The organism is Psychrobacter nivimaris, assembly GCF_009812035.1.
Taxonomy (GTDB): Bacteria; Pseudomonadota; Gammaproteobacteria; order Pseudomonadales; family Moraxellaceae; genus Psychrobacter; species Psychrobacter nivimaris.
The window spans coordinates 47852-64510 of the sequence record NZ_VZIZ01000036.1; the positions used below are offsets into that span (position 1 = coordinate 47852).

Sequence of the window (16659 nt, forward strand, 5' to 3'; positions counted from 1 at the left end):
AAGCTACTTTTTACGTGACCAGAGCCATTCAATCAGTGCCAGTAGCGCATCATTATTTGTGCCAATGACATCTTCATTGTCGCTAAGCTCACGATTATTTAGTTCATGAGAAATGGCTGCACGTCCGTCATTAAATAGGGATTGCGCGTAACTAGTCGCGTCATCGACACCCATTAGTTTTACGTAGGTAGACTTGTCTAATTTTTCATCGCTACCCGCAGGCTTACCAAGCGTATCAGTCGTCATGGTGACGTCTAGCACATCGTCTTGAACTTGAAAGGCGAGACCGATATATTGCGCGCATTCTTGCAATGCCATGCGCTGTGGGGCCGTTGCACCAGCACAGACGCCGCCCATGAGTATCGCCGCTTCAATCAACGCCCCTGTCTTGTCACGGTGGATAGCTTCTAAATCATCCTGCGCGATACTGATGCTGGCTTCGGCATTAAGGTCTAGCATTTGACCCGATACCATGCGTCTGGCGCGCGGCGCAAATATTGCCATGAGCTGACTTGCGATATTTGCATTAAATGGCGCAAAAGTTGGCATCTCCGCGGTCAATACTTCAAAGGCTAGTGTCTGCAATACATCTCCTGCCAGCAGAGCCGTTGCTTCATCAAAGGCAATATGAGCAGTCGGCTGCCCACGACGCAGCTCGTCGTCATCCATACACGGCAAATCATCATGCACCAGTGAGTAGGTATGCAGTAGCTCTACGGCCAATGCGGCACGGCGCGACATATTATAGTCTGAGTCGTTTTCTAGTAGCGCGTCCAGATCAGCATCGATAGTATCGATATCGTCATTAGGCTCGTCTGTACGTTCATTATTACTGCTATTAATACTGGCAAAAGCGCTGGCAACCATCAGTGGGCGTACCAGCTTGCCTTGACCCGTCATCACATAACGGCAGGCATCTACCAGCGGGCTAGGGAGCTTGGCATAAGCGAACAAGACTTCGATATCTTGCGCCAATTGCTCGCGTACAGCCCCATGAAACTGCTCAGTGCTTTGAAAAGAGACAAAGTTAGAAGGGATGAAGCCAGTAGAGGTAGTGCTAGAAGTAAGGGAAACAGTCATAATCCAACCATTTATCAGGGATACAGTAAAACTTATTAGGGATAAGGTAAAAACGCTATTAGTGTAGCATGATCAGTCATATCGCTTATGTGACACACGGTATCAATTGATTGTTTTTTGCATTTTTCTGCCGAAGGCTATTCGAAAGTAGAGCAATCTTAGCTGCAATATAACGACAAGATTTCGTTACCGATGGATGATGTCACTCTCTGGTTGAATATGTTCTGATAAAAGAGCAAGCTAGGCTGGCACGTTAATCTTATTACCGTAGAAAAGTGGTAATGAATGCTGACACTGAATAGCTAGCACTGACTAAGTAGCATTTATTAAGCAGCGCTAACGGACTGTCATTCTGAAGTTGTCGTACATTGGGTCAACGACACGAAATAAATCTAAATTAACAATTCAGTATACATTTATTCACTAAAACACTTTTAGCGTAAGGTAAATGCCTGCAAGTGATTTAAGAGTGACTTGCGAGTATGGTATTAGCTTGTGACAGTTAGGGGCATAATCCCCTACACTAATTGACGTGAAAATGGTCTGATGGTGACCCTACTGGGTTTTTTCTCAGGATGTTCAATCGTCGATACCGAGTGTTAGACCAAGTCTCAGTCAATATTTTGAACATCAGTACCTGCAACAGCAGTATATAAATGAAGCGTCATATGATGTCATGCAAGAGACGCAAAATACGTGCATCATGATGAACGCTGGATAATAAAGACATCTTCACTTGTGAGCTGGTTATATGTTTGTCTTTATAACATGACAAGCGCACAGTGCTATTACCCATTTTACTAACAGTAACTGGCTATTTATTTTAATTCAAAACGTAGCTTTCGTTATATAGAAAGGAGTTTCAAATGGTATACCAAGGAAATCGCATCACGGTGACAATGCTAGAGGATGGCATCGCCAACATGCAGTACAACGCCGAAAATGAGAGCGTGAACAAATTTGATGCCGAAACCAACAAACAGTTTGGTGAAGCAGTTAGTGCGTTAGAAAAAGCCGACAACGTAAAAGGTCTTATCGTTACTTCAGCCAAAGGCGTGTTTATCGCTGGTGCTGATATTACAGAATTCGTCGGTTCTTTCAAAAAATCAGAAAGCGAGATCAAAGATTGGGTCGTTCATGTCAATGACGCTTTCAATCGTTTTGAAGACTTGCCATTCCCTAAAGTTGCGGCTATCAATGGCGCGGCGATGGGCGGCGGTTGTGAAATGACTTTGGTTTGTGAATACCGTGTCATGAGTGACAAAGCCATCATCGGTCTACCAGAAACTCAGCTAGGTATCTTCCCAGGTTTCGGCGGTACAGTTCGTAGTACGCGTATCATCGGTATCGATAACGCACTTGAGCTGATCGCGACTGGTAGCCCAAAGAAAGCATTGGCAGCATTGAAGCTAGGCTTGGTTGATGCGACTGTACCTGCTGATGATTTGCAAGATGCAGCGATTGATCTAGTCAAAAAATGTATCTCAGGTGAGCTTGATTGGAAAGCAAAACGTGAAGAAAAACTGGCGCCAGTTAAGCTAAACCAGCTTGAGCAAGCAATGGCGTTCAACAGTGCCAAAGGTGCTATTTTCGCTAAAGCCAATCCTAAGCAATACCCAGCACCAGCGCTAGCAATCGAAGCTATTGAAAAACACGTTAACCTACCACGTGACAAAGCAATCGAAGTAGAAGCGGCTGGTTTTGCAAAAGCGGCTAAAACCCCACAAGCAGAAAGCTTGGTTGGTTTGTTCTTAAACGATCAATTGGTTAAAAAGTTAGCGAAACAGCATAGCAAATTAGCACATGACATCAGTGAAGCCGCCGTACTAGGTGCTGGCATCATGGGTGGCGGTATCGCTTATCAGGCAGCCAGCAAAGGCTTGCCAATCATTATGAAAGATATCAAGTCTGAGCAATTAGACCTTGGTATGGGCGAAGCGAGCAAACTGCTTGGCAAAATGGTAGAACGCGGCAAGATGACCCCTGCAAAAATGGGTGAAACCTTAAGCCGTATCCGTCCTACTTTGAACTATGGTGATTTTGCTGAGACTGATATCGTAATCGAAGCTGTTGTAGAAAATCCAAACGTGAAGCGTGCGGTACTAAAAGAAGTAGAAGGCTTGGTAAAAGATGATTGTATCCTAGCGTCAAACACTTCGACTATCTCTATTACGTTCCTAGCAGAAGCGCTTGAGCGTCCAGAAAACTTCGTCGGTATGCATTTCTTCAACCCAGTACATCGTATGCCATTGGTAGAAGTTATCCGTGGTGAGAAGTCATCTGAAGAAGCCATCGCGACTACTGTTGCACTCGCTTCTAAAATGGGTAAAGTGCCAGTAGTGGTTAACGACTGCCCAGGTTTCTTGGTAAACCGTGTATTGTTCCCATACTTTGGCGCGTTTGACTTGCTACTGAAGCAAGGTGCTGACTTTGCTCATGTCGATAAAGTTATGGAAAAATTCGGCTGGCCGATGGGCCCTGCATACCTAATCGACGTGGTCGGTCTAGATACAGGTGTACATGGCGCAGCAGTGATGGCTGATGGTTTCCCTGATCGTATGAAGCCTGATTATAAAGGTGCGATTCAGCATCTATATGACAATGAGCGTCTGGGTCAGAAAAACGGTATCGGTTTCTATAAATACGAAATGGACAAGCGCGGTAAGCCAAAGAAAGTTGCTGACGAAGCCACTTACGAGCTGCTAAAAGCCACGACCGATAGCGAAAAACAAACCTTTGACGATCAAGCAATCATTGATCGCACTATGATTGCTTTCTGCAACGAAACGGTTCGCTGCTTAGAAGACAACATCGTAAGCACACCAAGCGAGGCCGATATGGCGATGATTATGGGCGTAGGTTTCCCTCCATTCCGTGGTGGCCCATGCCGTTATATCGATCAAATGGGTCTAGATAACTACTTGGCACTATGTGAAAAATACGCACATCTTGGCAAAGCTTATGAAGCGCCACAAAAGATTCGCGACATGGCAGCCGCAGGCGAGACTTTTTACGCAACAGCGTAATAGTCAGTCATTACTAGGATGAAGTGCAGTACGTTTGTTATTTTGCATAAAAGTAGTTGAGACATGAATCGTCTCCAATAGCGAACGTACGATCATAGTTGGTTCAGTTTAATGCTAGTACGAGTAAATCAAGCGAAAATGTACCTATTGTACTTTGAGTGGGATTAACAAGGTAATAGTCGTAAATTGGGCTGACTACACTGACAATAAAAATTGAAAAGGAATATGGTATGACAACTTTAAGTCCAAAAGATGTGGTCATCGTAGATGGCGTACGCTCGGCAATGGGCAAAACCAAAAACGGTATGTTCCGTCATGTACGTGCTGACAGCATGTCAGCGGAACTAGTACGTGCGCTAGTAGAACGTAATGACTTTGATACCAATGATATCGAAGACATTATCTGGGGTTGTGTCAACCAGACGCTAGAGCAAGGATTGAACATCGGTCGTAACATCGGTTTGCTAGCTGGTATCCCAAAGACTGCTGGTGGCCAAACGGTTAACCGTCTATGTGGTTCTTCTATGCAGGCGCTACATACTGCTGCTGCACAAATCATGACCAACCAAGGTGATGTATTCATCATCGGTGGTGTTGAGCACATGGGTCACGTAGGCATGATGCACGGTGTTGATCTAAACCCTGCTGCTTCTAAGCATTATGCAAAAGCGTCAAACATGATGGGCTTGACTGCTGAAATGCTAGGTCGTATGAACAACATCACGCGCGAAGAGCAAGACGCGTTTGGTCTTGAGTCACATCGCCGTGCATGGGCTGCAACCACTGAAGGTCGTTTTGACAATGAAATCATCGGTATCGAAGGTCATGATGCTGCTGGTCGTCTGCAACTATGTACGGTTGATGAAGTGATTCGTCCAGATGCAACGATGGAGCAAATGCAAAAGCTACGTCCAGCGTTTGATCCAAAAGGCGGTACAGTAACAGCGGCAACCTCATCTGCATTATCTGACGGTGCGTCAGCGATGCTAGTCATGAGCGCACAAAAAGCCAAAGATCTAGGTCTAAAGCCACGTGCTCGTATTCGTAGTATGGCTGTGGCTGGTTGTGATGCTGCTATCATGGGTTATGGTCCTGTACCTGCTACCAAAAAAGCATTGAAGCGTGCTGGCATGAGCATCGATGATATGCAAACCATCGAGCTAAACGAAGCATTTGCTGCTCAAGGTCTATCGGTATTAAAAGGTCTAAATTTATCTGATAAGCAAGATATCGTTAACATCAACGGTGGTGCCATTGCTCTAGGTCATCCACTAGGATGTTCAGGTGCTCGTATCACAGTGACATTGCTAAACGCAATGGAGCAGTCAGATACTGAAATTGGTCTAGCGACGATGTGTATCGGTCTTGGCCAAGGTATTGCTACTATTATTGAGCGTGTTTAATCTTATTTGTATAAACAAGATTATTTGAACACTCAACAAGTAGCTACTCGCTAACGAAAAACCTCTAGTCATAACGGCTAGAGGTTTTTTTATGGGTCAAATTAATAGTTGGTAAGCTAATAGATCACAGAGTCGAAAAACACAGTATTACGGCGATTAAAAATTATCTCCATTGACGCATTCATGAAACTATGACTAAATAAGAGAAAGATGAACCATGGCACTGTTTATGATAATTCTAAAATAGTTTTTAGTTGCAACTGTCAGCCGTACAAGGAGTGTACTATGTCTACTATGATTAATGATCGCACCTATCGAATCGCTCGTGAGAATACCCAAGCGATGATTGTTGATGTGCAAGAGCGCTTAACGCCGCATATCTATGACCACGAAAATATTGTCAAAAAAACCGTTACCTTGATTAAAGGGTTACAGGCACTCAATATTCCAATCATGCTCAATGAACAATATAAAAAAGGCTTGGGCGATACTTTACCAGAGCTGCGCGACGTACTCGAAGGAGACAATGCCAAGAGCTTTGAAAAGGTTACGTTTAGTGCCTGCGATAACAATGATTCATGGCACCATCTAGCGCAGCAGAACCGTAGTACCGTGTTGCTTTTTGGTGCTGAAGCTCATGTTTGTATTATGCAAACGGCACTGGATTTATTGGATAATGGTATGCAGCCTGTCATTATTGGGGATGCGGTGGGTTCTCGTTTTCCTTATGACAAAAAGCAAGCAATTCGCCGTATTCGCCGTGCAGGTGGGGTGATTAGCACTGTCGAATCAATCTTATTTGAGCTATGCCGTAGCAGTGAAGACCCTGCATTTAAAACGATTATCAATTTGATTAAGTAGGTGGTTAAAAACTTGGATAAATAGGGAGTCAATTTGACCATTTATCTTCTAACTTAGAATAGATAGCGCTTGGTAAAATAAGCGCTATTTTTTTGGTAACGGTAATATTCTTTTAACCATTGCTATATATCAAACCAATTATAATATCTTGAGCAATGAAACTTAAAATAGCTAGAACTCATAAGTATTAAAACCAATAACTAGAGAAAACCAGAGAAAATCAATGTCGCAAGCCAGCTCTATATCACTCACTCATTCCGAATCTACTTCACATATCGACATCGACGATGTCACTCATTTCTTATTGGAGTTAGATGCGCTCAAACGCGTGAATCGCCGTAGCTATGTGACACAGACCACTCGCAAAGAAAACTCTGCCGAACATTCTTGGCATTTAGCGATGGCCTGTTGGTCAATTGCTGAATTATTTGCACTAGACGTCAATCATGAAAAATTGCTGAAGATGGCACTGGTTCATGATTTGGGTGAGATTGATGCGGGTGATACTTTTTTATATGCCGATACGCGTACTGATGCACACGTCGAAGAGCGTGCAGGCATTGCTAGATTGCAACGTGAGCGAGGCAATGGCATTAGTGATTTAAGCGAGGTTTGGGAAGCGCAGGAAACAGGAAATAGCAAAGAAAGTCAGTTGCTCAGAGTGGTTGATCGCTTATTGCCGTTTTTACTCAATCTGAATACCAACGGTAAAACGTGGATTGAGCTTGGTGTCACGCGTTCGAAAGTGGCGGGTGCGCATGCATTTATCAAAGACAGCTTTCCTCCTATCCATGATTGGCTCTCACATAATATTGCATACGCAACTCAGCAAGGCTGGCTGATTGATGCATAAATCTACGTAAGTAACAGGCATAAAAAAAGCCCAATTAAGCATTATGATTTACGCTTAACTGGGCTGATATTTTCAGTACTCTTATACAGGCGTGTTATTGAGCATTTGCCATTCCTAGCAATTGACCCATTTGCACAACGCTGTTGGCTTGCATACTATCTAGCCAGTCAGCCTTTGCTGCTTTTGGTAATACTACGATAGCCGTTGAGCCCAAATAAAAGCGTCCCAGCTCTTCGCCTGCTGCAAACTGCATATCATGATCGGACTCGAATATGTCGTCAGTACGAGCAATTTTGCCAGTGGCGACAGTTTCAATACCAGCGACGATCATAGCACCAACCATTACGACAGCTGCTTTGCCATACTTGGTATCAAACATACAGACCAGACGCTCATTACGCGCAAATAAGTCTGGCACGTTAGCCGCCGTGGTATTGTTGACCGAAAACAGGGTGCCAGGTACATAGCGAGTCTTGGTCAATGTACCAGTAAACGGCATATGCACACGGTGATAATTACTAGGCGCTAAGTAGATAGTTGCAAAACTACCATCAGCGAAATAACTGCCATCTTCACTATCAGCAAGTAGTTGGCCGACATCATAGTGACGACCTTTTGCCTGTAGTAGTTTATGGTCTTCGATTTGTCCTAGCTGAGAGATAATACCGTCCGCAGGGCTCACGATACCGTTTGCCGTGGCGTCGATAGTACGAGCATCTTCTTTTAACTCACGGGTAAAAAAGTCATTAAAACTTTCATAAGCGTTAAGGCTTTGGCGTTCGTACTCGTCTAAGCTGATATTATAAGCTTTGGCAAAGCTACGGATAAAGGTGCGTTTGACATAAGGGTGGCGACTGGCGGCCAAACGTCCAGCGACTTTACTGAGCTTTTGCTGCGGCACAAGCTGTTGTAAGGTGGTAAATACATTCATAATAAGGCTACCAAAATAAGGTGTAATATAATAGGGGCGTGTTGGAAGTTCGACCATAGCACTGGCAGTGGCTAAAATTGCGCCATACTACGTTGTAAATCTAGATAAGGCATGAGCATTATCGTCGTTTTACGCCTTGTCTGGAACAGTTTTAGCGATCCGCAGTACCTATTTGTGAATATCAAACACGCCCTAATAATAGTTAAGTTAATGACGGTATTTTATCATGGACAGTATATTATTGTATGGCCATAATCTGTTAAGGAATTAGTAAATGAAAGCACTCATACAACGGGTGAAGCACGCTAGTGTGGTCGTCGATCAACAGTGTATTGGTGAGATTGAGCATGGAGTATTGGCATATATTGGCTTAGGGCATGAAGACGATTTCGCCGCTGCACAGCGTATGATTGACAAAATACTGACCTATCGCATTTTTGAAAATGACGAAGATCCGGCCAAATTTGGTAAACTGGATAAAAACGTTCAGCAGATTGGTGGTGGGCTATTATTGGTCTCGCAATTTACCTTGATGGCAAAAACTGACAAAGGACGCCGACCAGACTTTGGTGGAGCAATGGCACCTGCTGCGGCGCAAGCGTTATTTGAACAACTGGTCGATTATGCCAAAACTAAGCACCCGAACGTGGCAACTGGTCAGTTTGGTGCTGATATGCAAGTGTCGAGCGTCAATGATGGGCCGCTTAATTTTTTACTAGAAATCTGATTTTAGAGTGTCATCAAGCTGTCATAATTAATCCGTTTAATAGGTAGAGACTGGTGAGTATATATCGCCTTTTTACATGCTAGATTTTGTCCGCTAACACCGAGAATGTCCTATGTATAATGAGCAAATTTTGATTGTTGAAGATGAGCCTGCGATTCGTGAAATGGTTGTCATGACGCTAGAGATGGCTGGGTTTGATAGCTTGCAAGCAGCTGACGTGTCAGAGGCGCATCAGCAAGTGGTCGATCATAGACCATCACTGATACTATTAGATTGGATGTTGCCGGGTGACAAGAGCGGTGTGGATTTTTGTCGTATGCTCAAAAACGATGAGCTACTCTCTGAAATACCAGTCATTATGCTAACGGCAAAAAGCGAAGAAGATAGTAAGGTGCACGGTCTTGATGCAGGCGCAGATGATTATATGACCAAACCTTTTTCGACTCGTGAGCTGATTTCTAGAATCAAAGCCGTACTACGCCGCAGTAGCGCGATGAGCAGCGATAAACCTATCGAAATTGGACAGTTAAGTCTAGATACTAAGAGTCAGCGCGTGACAGCTGCCGGTAAAATCGTTGATGTTGGGCCCACAGAGTATCGCCTATTGGCATTTTTTATGAGTCACCCTGAGCGCGCCTATACACGAACGCAGCTGCTCGATCAGGTATGGGGCGGCAATGTATACATCGAAGACCGAACCATCGATGTGCATATCAAACGTCTACGTAAATTACTGCGACCTTATGACTGTGATACATTGATACAGACGGTACGTGGAACAGGCTACCGATTTTCTAGCCTGATTGAGCCAAGTTAATCTTGTACAAATAATGCCGCAGCGATATAAAGGCCGCGGATAGTGGTAAGGATAAGAGATGGACAAGATAGCGCCAGCACAAAGTGAGCAATCAGCTCTATTAGAGCAAATATCTACTCAAAGTACAGCGGAGCAACTCAAAAAAATCGGCAGTGCACTACGAGCCTTGCGCGATGCAGTGATTTTGCTCAACAATAATGATGGACTAGAATGGTGGAATCAGGCGGCACAAGACTTATTGCTGCTACAGCCAGAAGATAAAGGTCAGAACATTTTTGACTTTATTACTGTACCTGAGTTCCGTCAGTATTATGAAGGTACAACGATACCCAACGATGGCGTCCATATAGAATCATGGCGAGATCCTAGTCGCTACTTAAAGTGTGAACTGACCCCTTTCGGTGATGAAAAACTGCTGTTTGTATATGATGTGACCCGCTTGCGGCACTTAGAGCAAATGCGTCAGGATTTTGTCGCAAATGTCTCGCATGAGCTTAGAACACCATTGACGGTAATGATGGGCTACCTAGAAAATTTCTCCGATCAGCCAGATATGCCGCCGCAATGGCGTCGTGGTTTTGAGCTGATGACCCAGCAAACAGCCCGTATGAACAGAATTGTGAACGACTTACTGCTATTGTCTAAGATTGAAATCGAAGAGTCACACGAGCTGCATTACATAGATATGACTAAGCTACTGACCAATATCTATGACGATGCACAGGCCTACAACCAAGCGTACAAACACATCATTCATTTGCATATAGATACGTATGATGGGCTGTACGGGTCAGAGATGTACTTGAATAGTGCGCTATCCAATCTAGTAATCAATGCGATCAAATATACGCCAAAGGGTGGCAATATCACTATCAGCTGGACAAGGACGTCTGATGGCTGCCGTTTCGCGGTCGAAGATGATGGGATCGGTATTGCGTCAGAGCATATCGCCCGTTTGACAGAGCGTTTCTATCGTATCGACAAAGGTCGTAGCCGTGCAACAGGTGGTACGGGGTTGGGATTAGCGATTGTAAAACACGTACTGCACCAGCACGAAGCGCAATTGCAAATCGATTCAGTAGAAGGGGAAGGGTCGACATTTAGTGTGGTATTTCCTTCAAACTATGTCAGATCCGTTACTGCCAATTAATACGATTTCTAGTCTGTATTAGCGTTGGTTTTTCGGTTTCAGTTTCTTGATTAATATAAACCTAGCATGACTTCAAATTAGGATAACGACATACTTTTTTGTATTCGTTAATCCTTTTGCAAAAGTGGATAAGGGTTAACCGCACTGCCATTAATATAGATACCATAATGTACATGTGTTGGTGTTCCTTTTGCGTTACCGCTATCACCCACATAACCTATCACATCGCCCTGATTGACCCAGTCATTGGGGGAGATGTCAGCATAGTCTTCTAGATGAGCGTAGTAATGTCCTGCGCCACCAGGCCCTACCACCACAACCACGCGCCCACCCAATGTGTTCTCACCAACCTTGCTTACTACGCCTTGCGTAGTCGACTGCACGGGAGTATTACGCGGCGCAAAGATATCGATACCTTCGTGGGAGCGGCCTTGACTACGTGCCGCGCCCCAAGTATCTGTCAGGTTTCGTTCTGATAGTGGACTGGGCAAGCTGTTTTCGGTCGGCAGTTCTTGTTGCAATAGACTCAATTGCTGCCATTTGGCAACCACAAATGACTGCGTCTGTTGGCTAATACTAGGTAGTAGCTTATCGAAGACAAATAACAGTGCTAGCAATACGATAGCCTTAATCAATAGGCTTATTAAACGACTAAAAAAAGAAGGTCTGGGAGGCTGGTTATTTCCATCTGCTAGCATTGATGTCTCATATATATTTTATGTCATTTGAGATTTTATTATAAAAGCTTCGTCTGATAACGTATGTATCGCATTGTTATCTATCGTTTTTACCCCAATAGATATCCTTATGGTTAAGGAAATAAACAGCAAATACAGTTTTATCTACTTAACATTTCTGCTGAGCATAGACAGTTGCTACTGATGGTTAATATTTTATGAATGATGCTTTTAATCCTGCTGATATTTTTGCCACGCGCGAAACAGCGCTGGTTATCGATACTGAAACAGATCAGGGCAGTGATCCTAGACCTATCCAAGTTGCTACTATCAATGTAGCAACTGGCTTTGAATGGATGAAATACTTTAACAGTGGTCGATCTATCTCACCCATTGTCATAAAGGTGCATGGTATTACCGATGCTGATGTGGCTGGACTTGAGCGCTTTGAGCTAGAACAGTTTGAATTGCCAGAGTACTTGATTGGTCACAATGTACGTTTTGATTGGCGAGTGATTGGCAGTCCTTCTGCTAAGCTGATTTGTACGGTGAGACTTGCGCGGGCCGCCTTTCCAGAATGGCGTGCTTACGGTCAGTCTAAGTGTATCGAACAGTTATTGGGTAAGGGTGAAGCGAGTGCAATGACGATTGCCGCTCATGATGCGCTTGGCGATGCTCGAATGTGCTATTTGCTGTATCAAGCATGCTGCGAGCGTCTAGAAATTGCGCCGACAGATTTTGCAGCAGCACATGCTATTTCTAATAAAGCGACCCCTGTGAGCAAGATGCCGTTTGGTAAGCATAAAGGCAAGCCGATCAAAGACGTGCCCATCAGCTATGTTAAATGGATGATAGGCAATATTCATAATATGCAGCCGTCCCTGTATTCGGCACTGACTAAACGCTTAAAACTGGAAGAAGCAGAAAATGCAAAAAAGTAACCTGAATTATCGAGGGTCTACCATGTATGGTGCGACATGGTGCTAAGCTTATGGTTGGTCGTGCAACCATGTCACCGCCATCTGCCATAGCTGCGGCGCTTTGATATTGGTCTTACTGCTAAAATAGCGCATATGACCAATATGATTTAGACCAAAATCCTCAGGGTCCAAGAAACGCTTTTCTACGGGCATTTTTGTAAATACCCTTATCATATCGTCCATGTTTTCACTGTTGGCGATATCATCATCGCTAAAGCCAAGCCACAGTGCTGGCATGCTGAGCTCATCATAGAAATGCGTGTGTATGCTTTTGCCAAATGCGGTCTTGATATAGCCTTCGCCATTGCACCATTCACGCCATTGACGCGCTACTCCGCGTGGTAGCGGCTCACCCATACCGATTTTGTCTGACGGCGTATAGCCTAGTGTTAAATTAGTGAATGGAATAAACGCATCCATAAAGCCCATAGCTTTGAGTTTATATGGCATGCCCATATTTTTGATACGCCCTGACGAGCAAGCGACATTGAACACTGAGCCAATCGCCTGATAGTTAGGCATCAAGCCAATGAGCTGACCGCCCGCGCTATGACCGATAAGATGATAAGAGGCATCAGGAAACTCATCTTGTAAGGCATCAAGTACGGCAGGCATGTCGTGGCGACCCCAACTGATCAAAGAAGCGCTACATTTTGCCAGATCGGTCGATAATGACTCACCGATTCCTTCGTTATCGAAGGCCAGCACCCCAAAGCCGCTCTCTGCTAGGTAGGTCGCAAAGTTATGATAAAAGTGGCGCTTAATACCTGTGGCGGGTGCCATCATGACGGCTTTTTTTGTCGCATCTTTAGGGCGATAGACAGTGGCTGCCAATGCTTGGTTGCGATCAGTCATGATGCTTAATGAGTAAGTGTCAATATTACTCGCGTCATTCACATTACTTTTATTAGTGAGAGTGCTATTAACCACAGAGCTTGATAGCTCGGCAGTATGAGAGGCGTTATGATTATCCATGGGTATACCTTAGTATTTTTATTAGTAGATAATGAATATCGAACTATGATGAACAATAAATGCGCATCTTGAAAGTGTAGTCGTTGCGTAGTGATAAATCGTTGTGACTATGTGGTAGCATTGCTTATGTTAAGATAAATGCTGGCAAGACAGTTGCTCAAATATGACTTCCAAGTTTTATATAGCTTGGCTGAGTTTGTCTTATGAATCATGTGCATGACAATATAAATGATAGGTGTCAGTATGCAGCCCTCACTAATAACAAGCACTCAATAAAAACTGACAGGTAATTAAGGAAGCTATATGCAAATGAAAATTAACGATGATACTTATGACGTAATCACAAGCAAAGACATTACAAATATTGAAAAAGCAGTCGACAAGTCTGCCCTATCAATGCCGCTCGTGGCTGTGTATTGCGGTTCACGCTTGGGCAATGGCGACGTGTATGAACAGGCGGCACGCGAGCTTGGCAGTGCTTTGGCAAATAATGGCATGGGGCTAGTATATGGTGGCGCTAGTATCGGTCTGATGGGCGCAGTTGCGGATGAAGTAATCAATGGCGGCGCGCAAGCAGTGGGCGTGATTCCAACCTTTATGCTCAAGCACGAAATCGCTCATGAGCAGCTGACTCGCTTGCATTTGACTGACACTATGCACACGCGTAAGACCGTCATGGCAGAGTATGCCGATGCCTTTATCACGCTACCGGGCGGGCTAGGAACATTAGAAGAGATTATGGAAATCGCCACGTGGCGTCAATTGTACCAGCACGAAAAACCAATGATTATTTTGAACATCAATGGTTTTTATGACCGTATGATTGAGCATTTGAAATATACCACTGAGCAAGGCTTTATGAAGCAGGAAGATTTAGATCGTCTAGTAGTGTGCAATACCATCAGCGAAGCGATTGATATGCTACAGACAGTAGTGACCATAGATGATGCTGTGGATACGGAGAAGATGGCAGGCAGTAATAGTTAAGCCGTATAGCTATTTATACATAGCAAATGCTTAAATATTAAAAGCTATGACGAAAAAAGGAGCAGATAACCAAATCTCGGTTATCTGCTCCTTTGTTATATGTATTAACAACCTATCAGCGAATCATGTCTATTAGGCATCAGCAGGCGTGAGATCGTCCAATGCTACTTCACGAATACTATGATTAACATGAGCCATAGCGATTGGAAATCCACGCTGCTCAGCGAGCTCACGAGCAACCTCATCGACAGCGAGGCTATCGTTATGGACAAGGTACGACCACTCGTGAGCATAGCGACTACGATTCATAGGCGTATCGTTCTCTATCAAACCTAGATCTGTCAGCTCATTAACGATTTGATCAGCGGCAATCAAGGTCGAAGATGCTTTGACGTTTTCTGCACGGGCATAGCGTATATTAGAGTATAAACTCACATCAGCGACTCGCAGCGTATCATCCTGTCCAGGAATCTGCTGCCCACCGTATAGCGCGTTACCAACAGTACGTGCGCTGTTAAATGTCGGTACAAACTCCGCCACATACTCAATCGCTTGCTGACTACGTGCCTGTAGGGGCGCTTTATCCCAACCATCTTCAATATAGTGCACATATTGCTGTGGCAGTTTGGGCTGCGCACTGTCTTCACTTGATGCGACAAGACCATCATCAAACAGAGTAATGGCTTTGCTCATACCGTGGATCTGAAAATATCCGCCAGGGTAGGGGGTAAGCTGCGCCATGCCTTCTGGCGTTCCTCGTTGACCATAAACGATAATCTCTGGTATCTGTCCACCAGCATCACCCCAATGGGTCACATAAGACGATTTGAACTCGACCATACGTGTTACTTCGACACCAACCATATCGTCGATGACACCTGTACGAAATCCGCAAGCGTTGACTAAATAATCAACTTCGATAGACTCAGGCTGAGAGGCGTGTTCTTGATTATGGATTTGTTGATAGTCGATACGCCATTTAGTGACATGATGGTCAGCGTTGGTACAGTTCTCACAATCTACCGGCACGACTTTTTGTACCGCAGTTTCAGTAAATACGTGCGCATTGTCGTACTCTTCGAGCGCAAGCTTAGCAGAAGCGGCTAAACGAAAAATATTCCAGCCATATTCTTGAACGACAATTAATGGAAATTTAACCTTGTTCAAATCCAAATATCTAGCGACTGGAATCATCCACTCATCAACCGTACTTGGTACAGCGACTTGCTCACGTTCAGACAGCTCAATCAATTGCTCATGGCTGTAGAGTTGATAGTAATCTTCAGGCTCACCCAATACCTTATTATTAGCATCTTGCTCGATCAATTCTTGATAAGCATCGGTCAAAATGTCTAAACGCGGTAGTAAATCTTCAGGCAGTCCTTCGTCACGTGTCGGTACAGCAAACACAGTAGGACGAACGTCAATAGTGTGCGGATATAAACGCAAAATATCGATACATTGCTTGAGCAGTGCTACGCAATCCTCGTCCGGTATTTCACGATACAAGTTACCACCTGCGTGCAAATGACACATAGGTGGTCCATCAATGAGTGATTTTTTCTTCTCGAATAAGTAGGTCTCTAATCCTAATGCAGCAAGTCGAATCGCAATTGTCGATCCCGCAGTACCGCCGCCCAAAATGCCAACACGTTTTTTAGGTTGAGTGTTTAGTGCCCCATAAGATAACACCCCAGAATGAGCGTCACGATTAAAGGATTGAGCGTAGTTTTTATCAAAAGACTGAGTCATTGTCGTCGTTGTATCCTTAATAGCATCTGTATTAGGCCGTGCTCGGTATATTTATTCAATGTTCCATATTTCTTGATATGCGTGCGAAGGTAATTAAGTTCAACACACAAATCTGAACTTCAATAGTCATCTTTTCTATTGTTTAGCCGTTCTTCATCTCTATAGGTTTATTTTACGAAGAACTACAGACAATATGATGGGAAATACGTAAGAAGATGCATGAGTTTTGTCAACGAGTCGCTATATGTGTGAAGTTTTTCAGACAAACGAGCCTGTCTAAAAATAGAGTAAACGAGAGAAGTGGCAAACCTGTGAAATCGAAAATAAGCTCGTTTTATTGTTTTGTAAAATTCGACCACTTTTGTAAGCGTGTATATTGATTACCAAGATAATATAAAGCCATATGCTATATTTATTTTGCTTAACAAGAAGCGTAGGTT

General features: G+C 44.0%; 14 protein-coding genes. 9 read left to right on the forward strand and 5 right to left on the reverse strand.

Going from position 1 to position 16659, the window contains the following annotated elements:
* Nucleotides 1–3: 3 nt before the first annotated feature.
* On the reverse strand, nucleotides 4–1080 hold the full coding sequence (locus FQV37_RS12260; protein ID WP_160023356.1) for a polyprenyl synthetase family protein: 1077 nt from the start codon (nucleotides 1078–1080) through the stop codon (nucleotides 4–6).
* Between the two features lie 866 nt (nucleotides 1081–1946).
* Here FQV37_RS12260 and fadB point away from each other — a divergent pair.
* From fadB to FQV37_RS12280, 4 genes are all read left to right on the forward strand, one after another.
* A complete protein-coding gene (gene fadB, locus FQV37_RS12265) occupies nucleotides 1947–4106 on the forward strand; it encodes a fatty acid oxidation complex subunit alpha FadB (protein WP_160023358.1) in 2160 nt (719 codons plus the stop codon).
* A gap of 230 nt (nucleotides 4107–4336) precedes the next feature.
* Entirely contained in the window at nucleotides 4337–5509 is a 1173-nt protein-coding gene (fadA, locus tag FQV37_RS12270; RefSeq protein WP_160023360.1) for an acetyl-CoA C-acyltransferase FadA, read from the forward strand.
* Between the two features lie 285 nt (nucleotides 5510–5794).
* Complete coding sequence (locus FQV37_RS12275; RefSeq protein WP_101205330.1) at nucleotides 5795–6370, forward strand: isochorismatase family protein; 576 nt, start codon at nucleotides 5795–5797, stop codon at nucleotides 6368–6370.
* Nucleotides 6371–6593: 223 nt separating this feature from the next.
* Complete coding sequence (locus FQV37_RS12280) at nucleotides 6594–7223, forward strand: HD domain-containing protein (protein WP_160023362.1); 630 nt, start codon at nucleotides 6594–6596, stop codon at nucleotides 7221–7223.
* A gap of 94 nt (nucleotides 7224–7317) precedes the next feature.
* Here FQV37_RS12280 and asd read toward each other — a convergent pair whose 3' ends face one another.
* Entirely contained in the window at nucleotides 7318–8154 is an 837-nt protein-coding gene (asd, locus tag FQV37_RS12285) for an archaetidylserine decarboxylase (RefSeq protein WP_101205332.1), read from the reverse strand.
* A 274-nt stretch (nucleotides 8155–8428) separates the two neighbouring features.
* Here asd and dtd point away from each other — a divergent pair, with 274 nt between their 5' ends.
* From dtd to phoR, 3 genes are all read left to right on the forward strand, one after another.
* The gene (gene dtd, locus FQV37_RS12290) at nucleotides 8429–8881 is read left to right on the forward strand and encodes a D-aminoacyl-tRNA deacylase (RefSeq protein WP_101205333.1); all 453 of its coding nucleotides are present in this window, start codon (nucleotides 8429–8431) and stop codon (nucleotides 8879–8881) included.
* Between the two features lie 112 nt (nucleotides 8882–8993).
* Nucleotides 8994–9698 carry a phosphate regulon transcriptional regulator PhoB gene (gene phoB / locus FQV37_RS12295; protein WP_057761786.1) on the forward strand — a complete coding sequence of 235 codons (705 nt, stop codon included), beginning with the start codon at nucleotides 8994–8996 and terminating at the stop codon, nucleotides 9696–9698.
* Between the two features lie 58 nt (nucleotides 9699–9756).
* On the forward strand, nucleotides 9757–10848 hold the full coding sequence (gene phoR / locus FQV37_RS12300) for a phosphate regulon sensor histidine kinase PhoR (protein ID WP_057761783.1): 1092 nt from the start codon (nucleotides 9757–9759) through the stop codon (nucleotides 10846–10848).
* Nucleotides 10849–10955: 107 nt separating this feature from the next.
* On the opposite strand, the gene FQV37_RS12305 is transcribed toward phoR, so the two are convergent.
* The gene (locus tag FQV37_RS12305; protein ID WP_160023364.1) at nucleotides 10956–11546 is read right to left on the reverse strand and encodes a M23 family metallopeptidase; all 591 of its coding nucleotides are present in this window, start codon (nucleotides 11544–11546) and stop codon (nucleotides 10956–10958) included.
* 197 nt (nucleotides 11547–11743) lie between these two features.
* On the opposite strand from FQV37_RS12305, the gene FQV37_RS12310 reads away from it, so the two are divergent.
* Nucleotides 11744–12466: a putative quorum-sensing-regulated virulence factor gene (locus FQV37_RS12310; protein ID WP_160023376.1), complete on the forward strand. Its 723-nt coding sequence runs from the start codon at nucleotides 11744–11746 to the stop codon at nucleotides 12464–12466.
* Between the two features lie 48 nt (nucleotides 12467–12514).
* Here FQV37_RS12310 and FQV37_RS12315 read toward each other — a convergent pair whose 3' ends face one another.
* Nucleotides 12515–13360, reverse strand: a complete 846-nt coding sequence (locus FQV37_RS12315; RefSeq protein WP_338104012.1) for an alpha/beta hydrolase family protein — start codon at nucleotides 13358–13360, stop codon at nucleotides 12515–12517.
* 423 nt (nucleotides 13361–13783) lie between these two features.
* On the opposite strand from FQV37_RS12315, the gene FQV37_RS12320 reads away from it, so the two are divergent.
* On the forward strand, nucleotides 13784–14467 hold the full coding sequence (locus tag FQV37_RS12320; protein ID WP_057761780.1) for an LOG family protein: 684 nt from the start codon (nucleotides 13784–13786) through the stop codon (nucleotides 14465–14467).
* A 132-nt stretch (nucleotides 14468–14599) separates the two neighbouring features.
* Here FQV37_RS12320 and FQV37_RS12325 read toward each other — a convergent pair whose 3' ends face one another.
* Nucleotides 14600–16219 carry an FAD-dependent oxidoreductase gene (locus tag FQV37_RS12325; RefSeq protein WP_160023380.1) on the reverse strand — a complete coding sequence of 540 codons (1620 nt, stop codon included), beginning with the start codon at nucleotides 16217–16219 and terminating at the stop codon, nucleotides 14600–14602.
* Nucleotides 16220–16659 lie beyond the last annotated feature (440 nt).

What these genes read in the sequence shown, in the direction of transcription:
- fadA (WP_160023360.1), top strand. Translation starts at nt 4,337, where the DNA reads ATGACAACTTTAAGTCCAAAAGATGTGGTCATCGTAGATGGCGTACGC.
- phoR (WP_057761783.1), top strand. Translation starts at nt 9,757, where the DNA reads ATGGACAAGATAGCGCCAGCACAAAGTGAGCAATCAGCTCTATTAGAG.
- asd (WP_101205332.1), bottom strand. Translation starts at nt 8,154, where the DNA reads ATGAATGTATTTACCACCTTACAACAGCTTGTGCCGCAGCAAAAGCTC.
- dtd (WP_101205333.1), top strand. Translation starts at nt 8,429, where the DNA reads ATGAAAGCACTCATACAACGGGTGAAGCACGCTAGTGTGGTCGTCGAT.
- FQV37_RS12275 (WP_101205330.1), top strand. Translation starts at nt 5,795, where the DNA reads ATGTCTACTATGATTAATGATCGCACCTATCGAATCGCTCGTGAGAAT.
- FQV37_RS12315 (WP_338104012.1), bottom strand. Translation starts at nt 13,360, where the DNA reads ATGACTGATCGCAACCAAGCATTGGCAGCCACTGTCTATCGCCCTAAA.
- fadB (WP_160023358.1), top strand. Translation starts at nt 1,947, where the DNA reads ATGGTATACCAAGGAAATCGCATCACGGTGACAATGCTAGAGGATGGC.
- FQV37_RS12260 (WP_160023356.1), bottom strand. Translation starts at nt 1,080, where the DNA reads ATGACTGTTTCCCTTACTTCTAGCACTACCTCTACTGGCTTCATCCCT.
- FQV37_RS12305 (WP_160023364.1), bottom strand. Translation starts at nt 11,546, where the DNA reads ATGCTAGCAGATGGAAATAACCAGCCTCCCAGACCTTCTTTTTTTAGT.
- phoB (WP_057761786.1), top strand. Translation starts at nt 8,994, where the DNA reads ATGTATAATGAGCAAATTTTGATTGTTGAAGATGAGCCTGCGATTCGT.
- FQV37_RS12310 (WP_160023376.1), top strand. Translation starts at nt 11,744, where the DNA reads ATGAATGATGCTTTTAATCCTGCTGATATTTTTGCCACGCGCGAAACA.
- FQV37_RS12280 (WP_160023362.1), top strand. Translation starts at nt 6,594, where the DNA reads ATGTCGCAAGCCAGCTCTATATCACTCACTCATTCCGAATCTACTTCA.
- FQV37_RS12325 (WP_160023380.1), bottom strand. Translation starts at nt 16,219, where the DNA reads ATGACTCAGTCTTTTGATAAAAACTACGCTCAATCCTTTAATCGTGAC.
- FQV37_RS12320 (WP_057761780.1), top strand. Translation starts at nt 13,784, where the DNA reads ATGCAAATGAAAATTAACGATGATACTTATGACGTAATCACAAGCAAA.